This is a genomic window from Stutzerimonas sp. R40042 (assembly GCF_026642215.1).
GTDB classification, from domain to species: Bacteria; Pseudomonadota; Gammaproteobacteria; order Pseudomonadales; family Pseudomonadaceae; genus Stutzerimonas; species Stutzerimonas frequens.
This window is the reverse complement of the sequence record NZ_CP113258.1, coordinates 1,284,663-1,304,169: the sequence shown is the minus strand read 5'-3', so window position 1 is coordinate 1,304,169 and position 19,507 is coordinate 1,284,663. Positions and strand designations below refer to the sequence as shown.

General features: G+C 65.2%; 20 protein-coding genes and 1 pseudogene. 1 reads left to right on the top strand and 20 read right to left on the bottom strand.

Translation table 11 applies throughout. The features are described from left to right. Positions 1–22: 22 nt before the first annotated feature. The 20 genes and pseudogenes from OUY36_RS06160 to OUY36_RS06065 all read right to left on the bottom strand — a co-directional run bounded on the left by OUY36_RS06160 (position 23) and on the right by OUY36_RS06065 (position 18,870). A complete protein-coding gene (locus OUY36_RS06160; protein ID WP_267937207.1) occupies positions 23–559 on the bottom strand; it encodes an STY4534 family ICE replication protein in 537 nt (178 codons plus the stop codon). Between the two features lie 394 nt (positions 560–953). After that, entirely contained in the window at positions 954–1,754 is an 801-nt protein-coding gene (locus tag OUY36_RS06155; RefSeq protein WP_267937205.1) for a GTPase, read from the bottom strand. Between the two features lie 329 nt (positions 1,755–2,083). After that, positions 2,084–3,508, bottom strand: coding sequence for a group II intron reverse transcriptase/maturase (gene ltrA, locus OUY36_RS06150; RefSeq protein ID WP_442807062.1), 1,425 nt, complete (start codon positions 3,506–3,508; stop codon positions 2,084–2,086). Positions 3,509–3,926: 418 nt separating this feature from the next. Then, positions 3,927–4,640 (bottom strand): DUF5983 family protein, encoded by a 714-nt coding sequence (locus OUY36_RS06145; protein WP_267937200.1) that lies wholly within the window; start codon positions 4,638–4,640, stop codon positions 3,927–3,929. Positions 4,641–4,753: 113 nt separating this feature from the next. Continuing rightward, a complete protein-coding gene (locus OUY36_RS06140; RefSeq protein WP_267937197.1) occupies positions 4,754–5,017 on the bottom strand; it encodes a hypothetical protein in 264 nt (87 codons plus the stop codon). Between the two features lie 99 nt (positions 5,018–5,116). Continuing rightward, a complete protein-coding gene (locus tag OUY36_RS06135; RefSeq protein WP_020685575.1) occupies positions 5,117–5,509 on the bottom strand; it encodes a hypothetical protein in 393 nt (130 codons plus the stop codon). 31 nt (positions 5,510–5,540) lie between these two features. Further along, positions 5,541–5,792 (bottom strand): annotated as a pseudogene (locus OUY36_RS06130) (hypothetical protein); the annotation flags it as partial. A gap of 873 nt (positions 5,793–6,665) precedes the next feature. Then, a complete protein-coding gene (locus OUY36_RS06125; protein ID WP_267937194.1) occupies positions 6,666–8,681 on the bottom strand; it encodes a DNA topoisomerase III in 2,016 nt (671 codons plus the stop codon). 280 nt (positions 8,682–8,961) lie between these two features. Beyond that, positions 8,962–9,345, bottom strand: a complete 384-nt coding sequence (locus OUY36_RS06120) for a single-stranded DNA-binding protein (protein ID WP_020685569.1) — start codon at positions 9,343–9,345, stop codon at positions 8,962–8,964. Next, a complete protein-coding gene (locus OUY36_RS06115; RefSeq protein WP_267937188.1) occupies positions 9,342–9,893 on the bottom strand; it encodes a DUF3158 family protein in 552 nt (183 codons plus the stop codon). The genes OUY36_RS06120 and OUY36_RS06115 overlap by 4 nt, the downstream gene beginning before the upstream one ends. After that, on the bottom strand, positions 9,890–10,738 hold the full coding sequence (locus OUY36_RS06110) for a PFL_4669 family integrating conjugative element protein (protein WP_267937186.1): 849 nt from the start codon (positions 10,736–10,738) through the stop codon (positions 9,890–9,892). The genes OUY36_RS06115 and OUY36_RS06110 overlap by 4 nt, the downstream gene beginning before the upstream one ends. 185 nt (positions 10,739–10,923) lie before the next feature. Beyond that, positions 10,924–11,451 (bottom strand): RES family NAD+ phosphorylase, encoded by a 528-nt coding sequence (locus OUY36_RS06105; protein ID WP_267937184.1) that lies wholly within the window; start codon positions 11,449–11,451, stop codon positions 10,924–10,926. Positions 11,452–11,872: 421 nt separating this feature from the next. Then, positions 11,873–13,060 carry an STY4528 family pathogenicity island replication protein gene (locus OUY36_RS06100; RefSeq protein WP_267938102.1) on the bottom strand — a complete coding sequence of 396 codons (1,188 nt, stop codon included), beginning with the start codon at positions 13,058–13,060 and terminating at the stop codon, positions 11,873–11,875. A 2-nt stretch (positions 13,061–13,062) separates the two neighbouring features. Then, positions 13,063–13,623 (bottom strand): DUF2857 domain-containing protein, encoded by a 561-nt coding sequence (locus OUY36_RS06095; RefSeq protein ID WP_267937182.1) that lies wholly within the window; start codon positions 13,621–13,623, stop codon positions 13,063–13,065. 17 nt (positions 13,624–13,640) lie between these two features. After that, positions 13,641–15,284, bottom strand: a complete 1,644-nt coding sequence (locus OUY36_RS06090; RefSeq protein ID WP_267937180.1) for a ParB family protein — start codon at positions 15,282–15,284, stop codon at positions 13,641–13,643. Further along, positions 15,277–15,513, bottom strand: coding sequence for a type II toxin-antitoxin system HicA family toxin (locus OUY36_RS06085; RefSeq protein ID WP_267937178.1), 237 nt, complete (start codon positions 15,511–15,513; stop codon positions 15,277–15,279). Before OUY36_RS06085 ends, OUY36_RS06090 begins: the two co-directional genes overlap by 8 nt. After that, positions 15,497–16,363: a ParA family protein gene (locus tag OUY36_RS06080; protein WP_267937175.1), complete on the bottom strand. Its 867-nt coding sequence runs from the start codon at positions 16,361–16,363 to the stop codon at positions 15,497–15,499. The genes OUY36_RS06085 and OUY36_RS06080 overlap by 17 nt, the downstream gene beginning before the upstream one ends. Before the next feature lie 40 nt (positions 16,364–16,403). Then, entirely contained in the window at positions 16,404–16,622 is a 219-nt protein-coding gene (locus OUY36_RS06075; protein ID WP_267937173.1) for an AlpA family transcriptional regulator, read from the bottom strand. A 118-nt stretch (positions 16,623–16,740) separates the two neighbouring features. Beyond that, the gene (locus OUY36_RS06070) at positions 16,741–17,502 is read right to left on the bottom strand and encodes an ATP-binding protein (protein ID WP_267938100.1); all 762 of its coding nucleotides are present in this window, start codon (positions 17,500–17,502) and stop codon (positions 16,741–16,743) included. Positions 17,503–17,958: 456 nt separating this feature from the next. Then, positions 17,959–18,870, bottom strand: a complete 912-nt coding sequence (locus tag OUY36_RS06065) for a LysR family transcriptional regulator (protein WP_267937172.1) — start codon at positions 18,868–18,870, stop codon at positions 17,959–17,961. 273 nt (positions 18,871–19,143) lie between these two features. On the opposite strand from OUY36_RS06065, the gene OUY36_RS06060 reads away from it, so the two are divergent. Then, positions 19,144–19,293: a hypothetical protein gene (locus OUY36_RS06060; protein WP_267937171.1), complete on the top strand. Its 150-nt coding sequence runs from the start codon at positions 19,144–19,146 to the stop codon at positions 19,291–19,293. Positions 19,294–19,507 lie beyond the last annotated feature (214 nt).

Here is a 19,507-nt window from a genome sequence, read left to right as displayed (position 1 = left end):
CATGCGCACGGGACCTTGCAGATCAGAACGACTCGGCCAGGGCCGGTGCGTCAGCGGGTGCATCAGCGTCGTCATTGGCGGCGGCTTCGGATGCGGGCGCGTCCTGGGCTACCGACGCGCTGGAGGATGCTGGTGCATCCTCGTTCGCCGCGTCATCGGTCGTCTTGGGCTCGGCCTTGTAGACCATCTCGCCATCGATCTTGATCCAACTCACGAAGAGCAGGCGGGCCTTCAGGCTGACGCCCTGCTGGCCGGCATTCTTCCCCTTGGAGTAGGTGAAGATGTCGGTCCACAGGTCGCCGAGGCGGAAGCCGATCAGCACCTTGCGTTCGGCCTTGACGGCATCTTCGCAACGGCGGACCAGATGCTGAGCTTCGCTGCCGGACACCCGCACGTCGAAACGGCGGTACTCGGGAGCGTTGCTCGGACCATTGAGCGCTGCGATGTCGCAGGCCAGGAACGGCTCACCTTTCTTGGGCTTCACTTCGCGGATGCGATTGAGATACCCGAGGCCAGTGATGTGCAGGTCGAAGAACGATTTTTCGGATGAAGTGGTCATGGTGAATCTCCAGACTTGAGAACAAGAAAAGCGGAGACACACCGACCCTGGCGGGGAGGTGTGGAAACCCCCGCGCGGGTTATGGATCGTGAGACCCGGGAACAACTGCCGTGGCATCTCCATCGATGACTCGACGGACGTTCGCGCTATGGATGCCGAGAGCGAACTGGGGTGATCAACGCGGCCGGAACCGCGTCGTAGCCTTGAAGACCTTGGCTACCTGGGCATGCTGCTGACGGGTGTCAGCGGAACATGGCAGCAGCGTGGCTCCTACAGACGCGGGCTGCTAGAAGGAATCGGCATCAGCGATCTTCCCGATTGTTCGACGACCGGGGCCATGAACCAAAGAAAAGCCCCTCGATCGAGGGGCAGTGAAGGAACACAAGGGTTGGTTTCAGTGCCGCGCGCTGCGCGCGTTGCCGGAGAGCGTTTCCACCCGGATGAGGCGCCAACTGCCGTCATCGATCAAGCGCTCCAGCGTGTCACCGAGATCGTCGAAATAGACTTCATCGACGCGCTCGATGGATTCACCGCCGTGGTGCAGTTCAACCACGTAGACGTCGCCGCCGCGGTCGTAGCTCACCGTGACCTGACCACTGAACTTGCCGGTCTCGACGGTGAAACGGATGGCCGGCGGCGTGGCGATGATGTCGTGCGGCTTGGGATCGACCAGCGAGAAGTCCCGGGCATTGGCGTCAACCAGCAGGTGGCTGATGTACCGATGACCGTCTGGTGCGGGCAGCTTCTGCAACTGTTGGATCAGCTCGGCCAGTTCCGGGCAGCGTGCCTGTGGCACAGGCAGCTCCGCGGTGGCGTCGCCCAGAATCACCGACTTGACGGTGTAGGGCCTGCCATCGGCCAGATACTCCGTCTTCTCCCGAGGCGTGCCGACGCGCTGACCATCGAAGTGGCGCCGTGCATACGGGATGACTTCCACTTTGCTGCCCTCGGCTGGAACAGCAGTGACCAGATAGCGATCGATGACTGCGAACTGGGTCGGCTTGACCTTCACAACGATCGCGTCGTCGGTGACCGCGATCACCTTGCCTTGGAACGGATTGGGATCGGCCGCGAAGCCCAGCATGGTTTTCTGCGGCGTGCCATCGTAGATGTTGAACTTGAACGACCTGGCATTGCGAGGCACATGGCCTGCGACCAGGGTGGGCATTTGAGAGCGGATGAGAGCGTGGTCCATGGGAATCTCCTAGAAGAAAACCCAGGGACGCCCGCCCGCCACCGGGGTTGGGAGCCCCTGGTGGGTTGAGCTGAATGGCGCGGGATGCGCCGGGGATGAACAACGACCTGTGCGGCGAACCACACCGTAGCCTTGAAGGTCGATGGCTACCTGGGCATGTTGCTGACCGAAGTCAGCGGAACATGGGCTCAGAGTGCACCGGCTTCATCGATCTGCCGACTGGAAATCCGCACTGCGGCCTGGTCGGTTTCCAGCAGGATCGAGTAGGGTGGGGGATTACTCCCCCAGCCCTCTCACACCACCGTACGTGCGGTTCCGCATACGGCGGTTCAACTAATACGCTGGAGTCCCTGCACAGTGCTGCGCAGCGAGACCAGCCCCATTTTGGCGAAGTACAACGTCGGTACTGCCTGATTCATGTGCTTGGATGCCGAGTTCCACCAAGGCCCTCGCCCATTTGCGCTCGACTTCCACGCACGCTCCGGCCTAAGCCCAAGTGAGATGAGCCGTCGTTCACGGGTCTTCGGGTTCTTCCACTGCCGCCAGAGTAGGCAGCGTAGTTTTCGGCGCAGCCACCAGTCGAGTTCGTCCAGCGTCCGCATGTTCGCGGTAAGCCGAAAGTAGTTTGCCCAACCCCGCAACACGGGATTTAGCACCTCGAGGGTGTGGGACAAGGACCGGCCTCGCCCCTTGCGTAGTAACTCGCGAACTCGGTCCATCAGTCTCCTGAGGCTTTCGGGTGCCACTCGCACCCGTACCTCGTTGCGATAGATCGTGATCGCGTAGCCCAGAAATTTTCGCTTCCAGGGCCGTGCCACTGCGCTTTTCTGCTCGTTAACACGCAACTTCAGATGACCTTCCAAGAAGGCCCTGATGTTCGCCATCGCCCGCTGCCCTGTGCATTCGCTGCCAACATAGATGTTGCAGTCGTCAGCGTAACGGCAGAACTTCAACTGCCTTCTTTCCAGCTCCCGATCCAGATCGGTCAGCAGGATATTCGACAGTAGCGGGGACAGTGGCCCACCTTGAGGCGTGCCTTCGTTTCTGGGCTGGATCACTCCATAGGCCATCATCCCCGCTTCCAAGAAACGGCGAATCAACCTCAGTAACCGACCATCCTTCACCCGATAGGCAAGTCGAGCCATCAGCACGTCGTGGTTGACTCGATCAAAGAATTTCTCCAGATCAATGTCCACCACCCAGTGCTTTCCTTCGGCCACATACTCTTTCGCCTTGGCGACCGCATCGAGCGCACTTCTCTGTGGACGGAAACCGTAGCTGCCATCGGAGAAAGTTGGCTCGAAGATCGGTTGCAGTACTTGATGGAGCGCCTGCTGGATAAGTCGATCCACCACCGTGGGAACGCCGAGTGTTCTAACCCCGCCATTAGGCTTGGGAATGTCCACTCGGCGCACCGCCCGTGGCAAGTATCGATCTTCCAGCAGTGCCGTCTTCACACTTGACCAGTGCACCAACAGCCAATCCTTCAGCTCCTCGACCGTCAGGCGATCAACGCCCGCTGCACCTCGGTTCTTCAGGACTCGCTTGTACGCTCGTCGCATGTTGCTGGGTTCGACTACCCGCTCCATGAGCAGGTAGTCCTCCGATTTCGTTCGCCCAGCCGTCGCCGCACCCCCCTCAGCACCCTGCGGGCTTCTTTCCGGATTCCGTCCGGCCATGGCATGCAGGGCTCCCCCTTGGGGGACTTCTGCGTCATCGTGGGTTGTCGAGATCGGCTGTCCTACTCTCGGTATTAATCGTTCAGGCCTTCAGTCTCGCGACCTACTATGCCCTCTGCTGACTTCTGCACAGTCATTCCGGCACCTCACGGTGCCGGTAGCCCTGATGGGCAACCGTGCAGATCTCCCCGGGTATTGCGCACCCACTTTCACGCTTATGCCTGTCGGATCTACGTCATGGCGTTCTGTGCAAGTATTGGGCTTCGCAGATTTCGGACTGCTTACCCCGCCATGCCGCCTCGTATCCGCTTCCTGTTCGTCAGGCCAGCGATTTGCCTCGGGCTTCCTTCAGACTCGCAGTCGCCCGCGAAACCCTTGCCTCTAGCTAGCACTTCCCCTTGCCGGGTGTGCGGGGGACTTTCACCCCTGAGTGAATGCGCCCTGCCGGGCGCACCGAAAAAAGCCCCTGCGAACAGGGGCTGGGGCTTGAACATCACTCCTCGAAGATCGGTAGACCTTCCAGGATCTGCGCGTCCGCATCGAGGATCAGGATGCGCACGTCGGCCTGCGCCGCCAGGTGCAGGACGTTGACCAGGCTCTCGGGCATGGCCTTCTTGAGATGCTCCCGATGCAGGTCTTCGGCCGTGATCCCCTCGACATGGCCGAGGTTCTCATCCGTCCAGGGCGTGGCGATCAGCTTGACCCCGATCGCCGGGCTGTACGGGATGCGGAACGCGACGAACAGAAACCGGGTTGGCGTGGCGATGTCGGCCAGCTCGGCCAGGTAGCGCCCGGCATCTTCGGTGATGTGGGCGGAACTGATCTCCCAGCAGCGGCTGTAGAAGCCGGTCTCGAATGTCAGGCGCCGGATGACTTCGCGTGCAACCTCGTCGGAATAGGTGTCGCCGACATGGACAGGCTGTCCGAAGTCATCGCCTGCAACCGCATAGGTCACGGTTCGCACGATGCCCTCGATCTGGCATTGATCCTCGAGTTCCTCGCTGATCTCCTGGCCCTCGGTGATCAGGGCAAAGTCGTTGCAGAAGATGCAGGGGAACTGTGCGACCTGATCGTCAGGCAGATGCGCCTGGCTGGAATGAAGCGGCCGCCAGACCGGTGGGCTGTCGTCCTCGTAGGTGATGCAAAGCGTGCGGACGATGCGCAGGTTCTGATAGCCGCGAACGAATGGATTCGGTTGGATGGACATGGGATTTCTCCAGCAGAGAATAGGCGGAGCTATCCCCTGCTGGGGATTAAGCCCCAGCGGGTGGATGAAGTGGTGGACGCTCAGGCGGAGCGGTGGAAACGGATCGTGCTTGCTCAGCGGGCGGGCATGCCTGCTGCCGGTGTGACCGATGGGGGATAGATCACGGTCAGGAACTGCCTGCCGTTGTGATCGCGGAAGCACGTGCCGTTCGGTACGGCAACCCAGGTGATCCAGTCATGGACCTCCAGCGTCGTGCCGCGAACGAGTCGGGCTCTGAACCAGCGGCCGGGCAGTTGGCCGTCGCCGTAGAACCCGGCGCTGGTGCGCGCGTGATGTGCGTTGAGCCGCCGGACGATTTGTCTGAGCGTCAGGGACATGTGCCACTCCTGAGATGAAGAGGAGGAACACGGCCCCGGCAGGGACACGTGTCCCTCGTAGGGTTGGAGAAAAGGTGCGAGTGCGACGCCGAGGCAGGCTCACCAACCGTTGTAGTTGAGGACCAGGTCGGCAATGACCTTGCGCCGCTCCAGATCGAGGCCACCGAAGTCGGACAGTCCCTCGAAGCCGCAGCGCTTGAGCATCGCGCCGCCTTCGCGGGCGTTGTAGAAGCTCACCATCGCGGACAGGAACATCCGCTGGCCACTGCTCAGGACACCCAGGGCGTCGTTGAGCATCAGCATGTTGGGCCGCAGCTCCCACTTGGTCGTGGCACGCTGCAAGCCTTCGCGGGTGCCGTCACCGAACCACTCGGCGCCGGCGATCTCGGCACCGCGCTTCCAGGCCTGGAAGAACGCGGACGGGGCCTTGGTGAAATGCGCGTCTTCCCGCGCGATCTGATCGAACACTTCTTGAGGCAATGACAAGCTCATGAGGAATCTCCTTGGATGGCAGGGGCAACCACGGGTGCGAGCGCTGCGTCCACGCGCCTGTCGCCAGGGCTTTGGCTGCGGCGTCGCGGCTGGGGAAGTACTCGAAGGACTCGCGGGAGCAAGGTCCGTCGTGGTCATCGAACGCGCCGATGTAGTAACCAGCGGCACTGCGAAGAACCTGCAGAGGCAGGCGCTTGCCGACAAAGGTCAGGGCCAGGTAGCCGATGGAGTCGGCTCGGGCCGCCTGTGCCGTGATGGGTGGCGAAGTGGAAGCAAGGGACATGGGGCTCTCCATGGTGAAAATGGAAAGCGCCCATCCCGACGGGATGAAGGAACTTCCCGTGAGGTGGATCGAAGCATCGACGCCAGGTATCGGCGGCGTCCGCGCGGGCGATGCGAAGCGGACTGGTTCGGTCTACGCGGAAGGTTCCGCGGCGCAGCCTTGAAGACCGGAGCTGCCTGGGCATGGCGCTGACGGAGTCAGCAACGCATGGGCTTAGCTTCGGAGAGCAGTGCGAGCTTGTCGTGCAACAAATCGAAGCTGCGCGGTTCCTGATTTCCAAGCACTGGATAGGCTGTCGCCATTCAGCAGCGCACACGAAAAGGCCCCGCAGTGCGGAGCCGGTTGTGAAACAGGGAGCAGAGGTTGTAGGCCGTGCGGACGGCGTATTTCAGGACAAGGAAAGACCAAGGTGCCGAAGGCTGGAGGCCTTCGGCTGGATGACAAAGGAGTGCCACCCGTGGGCTGCTACAGGCGTGGGGCCGTCGTCAAAGCCGCCGCTGCACCAGCAATCGCACTCGACCGGTATCGTGGCTGGGGTCGATATCCTCTGGCACGCATCCGCGCACAAAGGGCGCCCGTTTTTTCACCGGCGGGCACCGGCACCGAATACCGTCGACCCCGAAGAGTCTCCTGGCGGCTCGCGAGACAAGGCGCCAGGAGACTCTTCTGAGTGAACGGAAGAACCGCGGATCAAGGGAATCGCGTGGGGCGCCATTCGCGGACCAACTGCCTTCTCGCCCTATGGCCACACATGCCAGGCAGGACGCGCACACCGTCGCAGAAGGGATCGCGTGCTGGGGATGCCCCGCAACGCGCGGGGCGCATGCCTCGCCGCCGGGGGAGCGGCAGGCGCGGCAGACGTGTTTTCAGGCTTCAGGACGCCTTGGGTGACGCGCGCCGCTTGCGCGACGCCGGGCGTTTGCCCGCCGAAGATTCGACAGGCAGTGTGCCCTTGCAGTCTGGGTAGCGGCTGCACGACCAAAAGATGCCGCTCTTGCCGCTGCGCTGGCGCATCGGCGACGTGCACAACGGGCAGGTCGGCGTCGGCGGCAGCTTGAGGGACAACCTGGTGCCGCGGTGCTGCTGGACCAACTGCGTGACCCAGGCCGACTGCTTCTCGATGAAGGTGTCCAGCGTCATCTGGCCGGCTTCGATCATGTCCAGCGCCTGTTCCCAGATTGCCGTCGTGCCCGGATCGGCAATCGCCACCGGCACCGCATCGATCAGCGTGAAGGCCGCATCCGATGCACGAATGGCACGGCCTTTCTTCAGCAGATAGCCACGGCCCAACAGGCCGTTGATGACGCTGGCGCGCGTGGCTTCGGTGCCGATGCCCGTCGTTTCCTTGAGCTTCTGCTTCAGTCGCGGGTCGGTCACCAACTTGGCAACACCCTTCATGGCCTTGATCAGTTCGCCCTGGGTGTAGGGCTTGGGTGGCAAGGTCTTCAGCGCCTTCAACTCGACTTGCTCGACGCCGCACTGCATGCCGCTGGTCAGCGGCGGCAGGATTTGACTGCGCTGCGCCGGCTCATCATCCGAACTCTCCGGTCCACCGTTGGCCAACGCCAGGCGCCAGCCCAGCACGACCACCTGCTTGCCGGTCGCCTGCAGTGTCTGGCCGCCGCTGGTCAACACCGCTGTCGTCCGATCAAACTCATGGTGCGGCAGGAACTGGGCCAGGTAGTGGCTCCGGATCAGGCCGTACACCGCCTGTTCCTTCTCCGACATGGCCGAGAGCCGGGTGGGCTCCAGCGTTGGGATGATGCCGTGGTGAGCCGTCACCTTGTCATCGTTCCACGCGCGCGAACGCTGGCTGCGGTCCAGCTTGTCGATCAACGGTCGCAGGTCGGGATCGGTGGCGAGCAAGGCGTCGAGGACTGCCGGCACTTCGGCCAGCATGCTTTCGGGCAGGTAGCCCGAGTCGGAGCGTGGATAAGTCGTCGCTTTGTGCGTTTCGTACAGCGCCTGGGCGATGTCCAGCGTCTCCTGCACATCAAGGCCGAGCTGGCGCGAACACACTTCCTGCAAGGTGCCCAGATCGAACGGCAACGGTGCGGCTTCCGGCACGCGCTCGGTCTCGACCGACACCACCTGGGCTTCGCGACCGGCGCGGATACGATCAGCTGCGTTCTGCGCCACCGGCTGCTGGAGGCAGCGTCCGGCCGCATCGGTGGTGTCGTCGGGCGGCAGCCAATGGGCGCTGAAGGCGTGGCCTGACTGAGTCAGCAAGACCTCGACCGTCCAGTACGGCACGGATATGAACCTGGCGATCTCGCGGTCGCGGTCGACCACCAGGCGCAGCGTGGGGGTCTGTACCCGACCGACCGACAGCACGCCCGGGTAGCCGGCTTGACGCCCGAGCACGGTGAACAGCCGGCTCAGGTTCATGCCGATCAGCCAGTCGGCACGCGAGCGGGCCAGGGCCGAGTGGTACAGCGGCAGTGTCTCGGCCGAAGGCTTCAACGCGCTGAGTGCCTTGCGGATGGAGGCGTCGTTGAGCGCCAACAGCCACAGCCGCTGGATTGGGCCGCGGTAGCCGCACAGGTCGAGGATTTCGCGGGCGATCATTTCGCCTTCGCGGTCGGCATCGGTGGCGATCACCAGCGCGGTGGCCTGGCTGATGAGCTGTTTGACGATCTTGAACTGCGCGGCGGTCGCGGCCTTGGGCTCGACGCGCCAGCGCTCGGGAAGGATGGGCAGTTGCTCGATGGACCAGCGCTTGTACTGCTCGCCGTAGCCCTCGGGCGGAACCGCTTCGACCAAATGACCGATGCACCAGGTCACGACGGTACCCGAACCGCTGTAGCAGCCGGAACCTCGCTGGCCGGCACCCAGCACGCGGGCGATGTCTTTGCCTTGCGAAGGCTTCTCGCACAGGAACACGCGCATGGAGCCTCCTCGGATACGTGCTGTTGATCGGATGGACGACAGCATGTCCGCGCAGGGAAAACTCGACAGCAAGGAAGCGGAACGGGATGGACACCGATTTGTGTGGACGGCAGGAAAACGCCGCCCACAGCGGTGCGGGCAGGTCGCTGCGGAAGGCGCTACGGAAGCGTCGTGTCGGGAGGGCGACTGGAAACCAATGAACGTCGATGACGCTATCCCCAGGGGATAGCTGGTGCATGGCGGGCGGTTGACGGTTGCTACAGCCGCCCTCGAAGGACATCTATTGGCCGGCGGCCGGCTTGGTGCCGAGCACCACCGCCTCGACGCGATACGGCAGGATGCCCACGCGCCTGGCCTCGATCTTGAACGTGACCCGTTCGTTCTCGTCGGCATCCTCCCACTCGTCGCGCACCGTGCGGCCATCGACCAGTACGCGCATGCCTTTCTGATAGAGACTGGCCCAGTGCTCGGCATCGCGATGCCACAGTTCCACCGGCGCCCAGAAGCCGCCGCGATCCTCGTATTCGCCGTCCTTCTTCGGCACCGGGTTGTCGAAGTAGACGTTCAGGCGCAGCAGACGCCGCGGTTCGTCGTTGCCGTTGGTGAACTCGCGGTACTCGGGCGCAGAACCGATGTTGCCTTCGCCGCTGAAATGCGTGCTCATGGTGCCTCCTGTCGCGAGGTGGGTTGGATCGAAACACCGTGCCCGTGGTGGACACGGCGCAGGTACACCGCCTCGGCCTGGGACATCTTGTCGGCGCATTCCAGGGCCTGGCGGGCAATGCTGTGAGTCAGGCTGATCTGCATGTTCAGCGCGATGCGCTGCAGCTCCATCGCGTAGAGATCGTCGACCAGGCGATCGGGCGTGGACGGGCTGGCGATGAGGTGCTGCCACAGCGTCACACCCATGCTGGACCGGTCGAGGTTGCGCCAGCGCAGGAAGGTCGTGCCTGCGCCAGTGGTCTGCTGGGCCAGTTGCGAGCCGAGCAGGTTGAAGGGGTAGGTGCGTGCCTGCGGCAGCACTCGTCTCATCGCAAGCGCGATCAAGTCGTCGCGCAGCGCCATACATTGGCTGGCCCAGGCCTCCAGACTTCCCTTACCTTTAAAAGGCTTCAAAAGGCCTTTTAGGTAGGCTGCATGTTCCAGTCGCTGGAAGTCGGGCTGTTCCAGGGGCATGAAGTGCCGAGGCGCTGCGGAGGATTGCGCCGTCATGCTGGTGCATCCCAATCGGTGGATTCGGCCGCCTTGGCGGACTTCCCCGACTTCTTGGGTTTGTCGGGCTTGGCGGTGTCCTCGTCCGTCGCAACGGCTTCGGCCTCGTCCGCGGTTTCCGCCGGTGTGCTGGCCCTGGCCTCGGCAGGTTCGCGCTGCATGGCGGTCAGTGGAGTGCGGCGCAGCAGGGGCGGCGCGAAGCGCGAGCGGTGTGTGCCTTCGAGCACCTCCTGCGGCAGCGGCCCGTATTTCTCCAGTGCAGCACGCGCCGCGGCGTTGTTCGCAGCGAAGTCGTTGCGCTCGGTGCCTGAATAGCGGTACTGCTGGGCCACGGAGAACAGGCTGCGCAAGGCGTGCGCGCCATCGTTGAGCCAGCGCTCCAGCGTGCTGCGGTCGATCAGCGCCGTGTGATGCGCCAGGATGAGCTTGCGGGCCAGGTCGTCGTAGTCGGCCAATAGGTACACCGCCATGAAGCCGAGCTGCGCGTTGACGAACAGCGGCAGCTTCACCGGCTGCACGTTCATGTTCTCGCCCAGCGACAGCGCCGCTGGCACGTCGGCCAAGGCCTGATCCACCTGCTCGCGCAGCGCCTGCAAGCGGGTCTTGGTGTCGGCCAGCTTTTCCTCGATGCGCAGCATCCACCAGTCGGAATACGGGTCGTCCTGCTCGGCGCCGCGCTTCATCTTGTTCATCGCACTGATGAAGCCGTTGAGACCGATGATGCCGGGGCGCCCCTCGGTAGGCGCGCGGCCGTGCCAGATGCGCGAAGCGTGGTGGGTGTGCAGCGTCAGCGACATCGCGCTGCGCAGCGATCCGAGATTCAGTTGCAGGGGTTCGTTGGCCATGGAGACGACTCGCGACGAATGAACGGGTCGTCAGCATCGGCATCGGCCGGAAGGCCGTCAGTCAACAAACCGCAGCCAGCGCCAGCCGGGTTTTTCCGCCGCCGGAAGGCAGTCTGTTCCAGCTATCCCCTGGGGATAGGTTTGGAACAGTCGAGAGTCAGGCAGGTGAGACAGGCGCTGCGGCGTCAGCGCTGCCAACTGGATTGGTCGCGGGGCAGCCGCCCTTCGGGATCGTTGACCTCGACCGCATTGCCGTCCTTGAGCTGATCCACGTACACCACGACGTTGGTGCGGTCGTCGTTCGCCTGGCTGGGGAACAGGATGCCCGTGCGGCCGTGCGTCAGCACCATGTCGCCCAGCACCCAGGTGGGCGGTTCGATGTGCAGGTCGAATTTCAGGTGGCGCCAGTCCTCGCGCCAGTCGTGCCAGAGCTCGTCCCAAGGATCGCCGTGGTGGAGCTGTCGCAGATCGACCAGCCCGCGCAGCGCCACGGTGTACGAACACATCGTGCACGGCGACAGGAAAGGCGAGGTCTGCTGGTACTCGCGCAACGCGGTCAATTCCTCCAGCGACAGATACAGCGCCTCGACACCCTCCCGGTTGAAGCGACCGTCCTTGGCTGCCGCCCCGGCACCGCTGGTGGGCCGGCTGGCCCACTGCGGGCTGTGCGCGCGAAACAGCGTGGTACCGCGGGGCAGGTCGTGGAGGATCATCCGGTGAACCCTGACTGATCGACTCCAGATAGTCGATCGCGTCGTCGGTGCGTCCTTCCTGCACCAACTGCAGCAGGGTCTTGTGGCGGAACGCCGCAATGGGCTCGTTCTTGACCATGAAAAACGCACGCGCGGTATCCGGCTGCACTGCCGCGGCGGCCGACAGCACTCGCATGAGGTCACGCAGCGCGGCCTGCAGCCGCGGGGACTCGGGATGAGTGCGCAGTGTGTTGCGGTGCACGCCGGCCAGCGTGGCCAAGTCTTGGTATTGCAAGCCCAGGGCATCGGCGACGTTGGTGGCGGAAAAGCGGGACGTACCGGCTTCGCGCACAGTTCCAAGCCGCCTGCCGGCCGAGGTCGGATCGGCCCCACCCCTGCCGTAAGGCTCCGTGTTCCAGCTATCCCCTGGGGATAGTCAACATCAGCGATCACGCAAGGCTTCTCGGAGCTGAGCCAGGTAGGCACGTGCCACCTCGAGGTCAGCGGCACGGGATGCCGGCGGTGACGATGGCGCAGGTGGCGGGGGCGCTGGCGGCGCCGATGCGCTTTCTCCGGCCCAGGCCTTGAACTCTCCGCGGATCGCCTTCTGGATGATGCCGAACAGATAGCCAGCCGGGTTGCGCACCGTGCTGCCGCCACAGCGTGCCGCCCACTCGTCGAGAACGGCCTGCCGCTGCCCCTCGTCCACCTGCTGCAGCGCCACCAGCGCGCCGGCCTGCTGCTCGTCCTTCAGGTGCAGAAAGCGTTCGGGCAGCCGCAAGTTCTGCAAGGCCCTCGCGCGCGGTACTGTACGCACTTCTTTTATACGTTTACTCAGTACTTCAGTACGGTCCTCCTTCGTATTCCGAAGTGAGCCGTCCGGCGCGGGTTTCAGCCTTGCTTCGGATTCCGAAGACGGGCGGCCGACATTCCGAAGTGAGGCTTCCTGGTCGTCTTCGGATCCGTGGTCGGCGTTCTCCTGTGGATAACTTTCCGTTGCCCCGTCATGCCGGGCCATGCGCTGTGCCAGCACCTGCAGGCGGGTCGCCAGCGTACGCCCGCTGAGCAGCGGGTCTTCGGCGATCTCCTTGAGCGTGTTCATGCCCACGATCTGCACCGCCCTGGCGGCATGGGTCAGCGCTTGGCTGACTAGGCCGAGGTAGTCGGCATCGAGCTGCATCGCCTCGAAGGGCGACAGCGGCTCGTCGTGCAGAACGTAGAGGTTGCCCTGGATGCGGCCGCTCTTCGGGTCGCGCCGTCGTCGCACCAGGCTCAGCCAGCGCGTCAGCCGCAGCAGCGTCAGGGCGCGCGCCACGGTCTCGTGCGATGCCTGCGCCGCGCAGGGCATTGAGGCCAGGTAGGGGCGGAGCTGGTCGTAGGTGGGAAACGCCGTCACACCGTCGTCGTTGAGCTGCAGGCGAAACACCTGCCAGGCGTTTCGCTCCAGCGGCGTCAGGCGCCGGTCGAGAAACAGCCGGCGCGGCACACTCTCGTGGCGGTTGCCGCTGTAGAGGAACCCGTCGGCAACCGGCGCCGTTCCCTGCGCTGGCTGCAGATGCTGCAGGGCCTCGTCGAACAACGCCGACAGCGCAGCGGGACCATCGCGCGGTGGTGCGCCGCCCGTGGTCACGGCTATGCCAGCCCCTGGTCGATCCAGTTCCGTATCGCCGCCCACACCACCGACATCGGCAGGCTCAGCGCCTCGGCCAGGTCCATGGTCAGCGCCAGCATCGCCATGTCGTCGGTCAGTGCGATGTCGCGCTCGGTGACGGCGGCCTTCCAGTGCTCCCACAAGGCCACGTCCTGCGCCTCGTTCAGCACCGGATGCCGGCCCTTGCGCTTGGGCAGCCCGAGGATGTCCCGGCGCAGCGCCACTTCCTGGTGCGTGAGGCCGTAGAACGTGCTGACCATCTCCGTGCTCGCACCCAGCCGCAACATGCGGTCGACGGTGGCGATCTCCCGCTCCACGTCATGCACCTGGCTCAGCAATCGCTTCAACACCTCGCGGTTGACCGACACCGAACACCACGACACCGTGGCATTGACCAGCATGCTCACGAGTTCGGGATGCTTCAGCGCATCCAGCTCCTCCTCGCCGAAGCCCATCGCCTTGCAGCGGCGCAGTTGACCGTTGCGCAGGTCATGCAGCGCCTGGGCGATGACGGCCTGGTTGAGCGGGTGCGGTGCCGACATGGGAGCCTCCTGCGTGCTCAGGACTCGTGGCGCGGGTCGCCGGCTTCCAGATCCAGCAGCCGGCGCGCCAGGCGCAGCAGACGGAACAGCTTCACCAGCCCGGCATCGCTCAGGCGCGCGCCAAAGCCGCCGTGACCATGCAGCAGCGGCCCAAGGTCATCGGCCAGCCGCGCGCGATCCAGCCCGGTCGCGAGTGCCGGTGCGACGCTCAGCGCGTACAGCAGGGTCAGCACCGCGCGCGCGAACGCCGGTAGCGCCTTCGCCTGGCGCACGGCCGGCGCCAGGCAGACGAAGCCGATGCCGCCGTCGCTGGCTTCGATGTGGTCGGCCACCGCCGCCTCCTCGGCGATCTCGCGAGCGAACTGCGCGATATGCACGCGCAGGCGATCCGGAACGTCGAGGCCGGGCTCGATGTACCAGACATCCGAGATGGGATAGAGCCCGCCGGCCTGCACCGGGATCGCGCGCAGCGCATCGGCCTCGAAGTCGGGCAGCCTGTCGCCGAGCTGGTCCGCGATCAGGCGCTGGATGGACTGCAGGCGCTCGGTGGTCGGGGCCGGCGTCACGATGTGCCCCTGCAGGCGCTCGTCGGGCTGCCCGTCCTGGTCGTTTGGTGCAGCGGCAGGTGGCGCCGAGGGTGTCTGTGCCGGTGGCGCTGCCGACGGGGTGTCCCGTGGCATTGGCGCCGCTGGCGGCCGTGGCGGCGTGACGGCTGGCGCCGCAGGTGCGACAGGCGTTGCAGGGTTCGGCGCGGCCGGCTCGCTGGTCAATACTCGCTGACGGCTTTCGCTGTCGTCGACTTCCAATGCCAGCGTGTCGTAGTCCACTTCCAGCAGCTCGGCCATCTGGCCCACCAGCTCGTCCTGCACGCGCTGGGGCGAGAAGCCCGCCGGCTGCGTGTCGAACTGCGACAACACATCCTGAAACAGCGAAGCGAAGTCCACGGCCAGCGCTCGGCCCAGCACCCACCGTTCCCAGGTGCGCTCGCACGCCTTGCGCAGCACTGCGAGCCGCTCCACCTGGTGCCGGCCCAGCCCGCCGTAGAGCAGCGTCGGTATCGCCGGCAGCAGGTAGCGCACCGCATCGTTCATGCGGCTGATGTGCGACTGCGGCACCGGATAGCCGTCGGCCGTCAGGCGCCGCGCGAGTTCGCTCTGTGACAGCGCCTGGCCGGTTTCCTGCTCATAGAACTCGCGCGCCGTCTCGATGCCCAGGGCGCGTTCGATGAAGGTCAGCCCGCCGCGCAGCTCGTTCTCGGCCAGGTGCCCGGTCAGCGCCACGATCTCGCCGCGCGCCGGCCATGGGCGGAACAGGCACGCAATGCGGAAGAAGCGTTCCTCCTTGGTCTCGCTCCACAACTCGCGCAGGATCGCCAGCCGCGTGTTGCCGCCGTTGCGAATGATGTAGTGCGCCTCGCCCGGCCTGCGCGTGATCGCGGGGGGCGCGTCCAGCCCGCGTTCGCGGATGGACGCCTTGATCTCGTCGTAGGCCGGATTGCGCGTCACGCGCGGATCGTGGTCGTAGGGCCGCAGTTGATCCAGCGTCACCACCATCGGCGTGTCGGCGATGGGGTCGCTCGAGGTCGCGGTCGAAGGGCCGCTGCGCTCGAAGCCGGTGGCCAGCAGCTTGGCAGCCATGTCCTGCGGCGTCAGCTCAGCCACGGCCGTTCTCCTGCGCCTGCCGGTCGGCGCGGCGAAGCTGCGAGCGGGCATTGCGGTCGGCATGGTGGTCGCTCGCAGTCGAGCTGGTGTAGATCGACGCGCAGCCTTGTTTCGTGAATTTCAGGTGCCCGCCCGACGTGCGCACCACGCGCCAGCCTTCGCCCAGCGCGAACTCGATCAGCGCTCGCAGCCGTTCGCGGCCGCGCGCCAGTTCATGCGCGCTCGCCATGGCCGGCCCCTCCCGCATCGGCCCGGCCGGTGACCAGCGCGAAGTGCTCCCGCCACGCGGGGAACAGCTCGCCGGCCAGCGTGCGCATGGTGTCCAGCGCCGCGGGCGCCGTGCGCCCAGCCGGCTGCCGGTACTCCACCCGATGCACCGGCAATCCTCGTGTCGCAGCACGCGGATAGGCTTCGATGGCCGGCACGTTGGTGTCCAGCACCTGCACGCCGGCCTGTTCCTGGAACACCTGTCGCAGCGCCTGCTGGACCAGCCGCGCGTTCGACGACACCGGATGCACGCGGTTGATGAGCAGGCGCAGCGGCGGTGGCTCGATGCCCAGGTGCCGATACGGCGCGATGTCCTCGATCAGTTGCAGCGTGCCGCGCCGCAGCTCGCGCGCCGCGAGGATCTCCGGCGTCACCGGCGACAGCGCCCGGTCGGACGCCAGCACCGCCATCTCCAGCAGCACGCTGCGCGCGCCCTGGGTGTCGATCAGCAGCAAGTCATAGTGCGTGCGGAAGACGGGCAGCAAATGGCGCAGTCGCAGGCGCCCATCCGGTGCGTGCAGCAGCAGCGTGTTCAGCTCGCCGCGATCGTCGTTGGAGAGCACCAGGTCCAGGCCCGCGATCGCGGTGCGCGACACCAGTTGCTCGATGCGCCGCTCGTTGAAGGCCAGCATCTCGTAGATGCCGCCGGGCGCGCGCACGTCCAGCGTGAAGTAGCTCGACAGCGTGGGCTGCACGTCCAGATCCAGCAGCAGCACACGCAGCCCGGCGTCGGCGATGAAGCCGCCCAGGTTGGCCGCCGTCGTGGTCTTGCCCACGCCGCCCTTGGTCGAAATGATGGACACCACCTGCATAAGCTTCTCCTCGTCGAATGGCATGAACAGAGAAGAAGCGTCAGGCGCGTTCTTTGAGGCGATCAGCGATCCACTGTTCGATCTCCACCGAGTCCCAGCCCACCGCGCGCACGCCCAGGCGCAGCGCCCTGGGGAACTTGCCTTCCTTCATCAGGCTGTAGATGTGCGCGCGCTTGAAGCCGGTCTTGGCTTCGACCTCGGCGCGGCGCAGGATGCGATGTTCGGTTGGTGCCTCCGGGGCGGTGATCTGCGAAGACATGAGGGTCACTCCTTAACGCTCGGTGGCGCTGATTGGCGTGACTCGAATTAAGAACGCCGCGTTGAGGAAAGACACCGCAAATGCGGTATCCGCGACCGCAGATACGGTCTGGCATCGCTCAGGAAGTTGTGCTCTGCAGATTGCGCCGAGCCAGTGCGAACTTGGCCTGCAGGGTGCGCTCGGTGATGCCCGTCGCGTTGCCGTGGTGCGCCACCATCGCGCTGATGATGGCCTCCTGCGTCAGGAAGCTGGAATACGGCATGCCGCTGGGCGACTTGCCCAGCAGCAGCGTCAGTAACCCGCCAACGATGTTCAGGTAGGTCGATTCGCTGCGCGGCCCCGGCATGTTTGCACGCTCCGCGTCGGCCGCGCAGGCGGCGTGCGTCTTCAGCAGCGCCTCGTGCTCGGCGCGCAGTGTCTCGTGCACGCTCAGGTGTTCCGCCAGCCGCGCCTTGATCGCTTCCCGCTCGGCCAGCAATGCGCCCACCGTCTCTAGGCTGATCGCCGGGTGAAGCGCACGCTCGATCTCATCGAACAGAAACGCCGGTTTCTCGCCGGGGTAGTAGTGTGCCATCCAGGCTTTCAGACCGATGTGCCGCACCGTCAGCGTCGGGTCGTCCATCGCCAGCCCCTGCGTATCCCGCATCAGGCCCTCTTTGCCATACGGCATCTCGCCGTGAGCCAGCGCATCGAAGATCCTTTCGGCGTTCAATCGCAGCATCGGCCAGCGCGGAAACTCCGTTGCCTCCGGCAGAGGCCGCCGTCCCAAGGTCGCCAGGATGCGTCGCTCAAAGCGCAGCAATCCACTCCAGCGGATTGCCGCCTCGATCGGGCGGTAGTAGGTCTTGGCGCCATCGGCCAGGCTGCTCGACTTCGGCATATCGCGCGCCTCCATTCGTCATCGCACCGAGTCCACGCACGCACACCCGCCGTACAGGCGGCGTGCGTGGCTGTCCAAGAATCTCCGGGCGAAACGAGCAGGTGGCGAAGCGGCAAAGACCGTGGCATCGGAGATGCCGCCGGTTCCGTTGCGAGATGGGCGCCATGCTTGACCCGGATAACCAGGCCAAAGTCTTTGCAGGGAAGAAGGCCCAGTAAAGCGCGATCAGCTCAACACGCCAGAGCCGATGCGCATACGGCAAGCACTGTTGCGCTGGGCGTCATCGCTGTGACGCTCACGATGGGCATGCGGATTGCATCGCAGGATGCCAACCGCAAGCGCGAGCAACGCCTGAATGCAGCGCGCCCGCGCACTGCGTCAATGGAATCCCGCTATGACAAAACAGGTCTGGCGCTTTGACCAAAATGGAACCGGGCAACCCTGCCTGAAGCAGCCTCATGCGAGCCGTTGCGTATCCAACGGCATATGGCCGACACGCTGCGCACGGTCGATGAAGTGGCGCAGCGGCTCCGACATCGCGCCCTCGGGATGTAGCAGGTAGGTCGTCAGCGCCGCCGAGTCTTCATCCAGCGGCCGGACGATCACGTCCGTCTGCCGGCATGCCACCACGTGCGCCGCGCTGGAAAATCCCACGCCATAGCCGGCCGCCACCAGGGCCAGCATCAGCGAGTGGGTCGTCACGTACTCGGCCACGACCGGCGGTGTCTCCACCAGGCGCAGCAGGCGTTCGCATTGCCGGCTGCACGCCTCACACGCCTGCGGGTGGCACAGCACCAGCGGGTAGCCCATCACTTCTTCCAGCGGCACCCGCTTGTGTGCCAGCAAGGGATGCCGCGCGGGTATGGCTACCACCAGCGGGTCTTGCCACACCGGCGTGGCGACCACCCCGGCCTCCATCTCGCCGGCCATCGCAAACGCCGCGTCGTACAGGTCGTTGCCCAGCCCGCCCACCACCTGCGACAGCGGTGCCTCGAACAGCCGGATGCCCACTTCCGGCGCCTCCTCCCGGCACAGCGCGAGCAGCGCCGACAGCCGGGTCCGCGCGACGCCGCCGGCTAAGGCAATGCGCAGGGTGCCCCGGTGTCCCGCCGCCACCGCCCGCGCCTTGGTCTGGGCTTGCTCAAGGGTCAGCAGCACGCGCCGGGCCTCCTCCAGGAACACCTGCCCGGCCGGGGTCAGGCGCACGCCGCGCGGCGTGCGCTCCAGCAGCGTCACGCCCAGGTCCGCCTCCAGTTGGCGAATCGTGCGCGACAGGGGCGACTGCTCCACATGCAGCCGCCGCGCCGCCCGGCCAAAGTGCAACTCCTCAGCCACGGCGATGAAACAGCGAAGATGGCGTAACTTCATGTAGCTTCCCCAGAAAATGGAGTCCATTCCTCTGACTGTAGGGAACCGCATGAGTGCTTCTCCCGGTGGCGATGCCTGTCACAGAGGCTCTCCAGTCGCCGCCATCCGGCCTTCTGTCGCCGGCACGAGACGGCGAGTGTCCAGGCGAGGCCGGTTATTCGAAGGCCCCCATGAAACTGCATCGGCACGCCCGCCCAGACGTCGGCGTGTCGTCGTCGGCGGCACTGAGCGCGGACTTCAGCAAGCGTGAGCGCCTGCGCGCGGTGCCCGACGGTGAAACGTATCTGTATCATGCAGGTGCTCGAAAGAGCTCAGGCGCCAATGGCGGCGGAAGATGTCATTCGGACACTGATCGAGTGGGGTGCGCGTGTCGGCATCGGCACGGTGTATCGAGTGCCGGACGAACTCTTGCAGCGTGCCTGAGCATCCAGCCATGCAGTTGCTAGGGCGGTCTATCCGGTCTTGTCGGACTGCCGGAACTGGTGCGTGGGCGCGCCGGCTGGCTTGCCAGCGTTGCGCACAAGCATCGTCTTCGTGGACCCCGGTTTGCAGGAACACCTGTGCCACGTCGCCGGGCTGCCCGCCCTGGCATCAGCAGGCACTGACCATCAGCGTTCACTGCCCGGGCTGTGCGCTG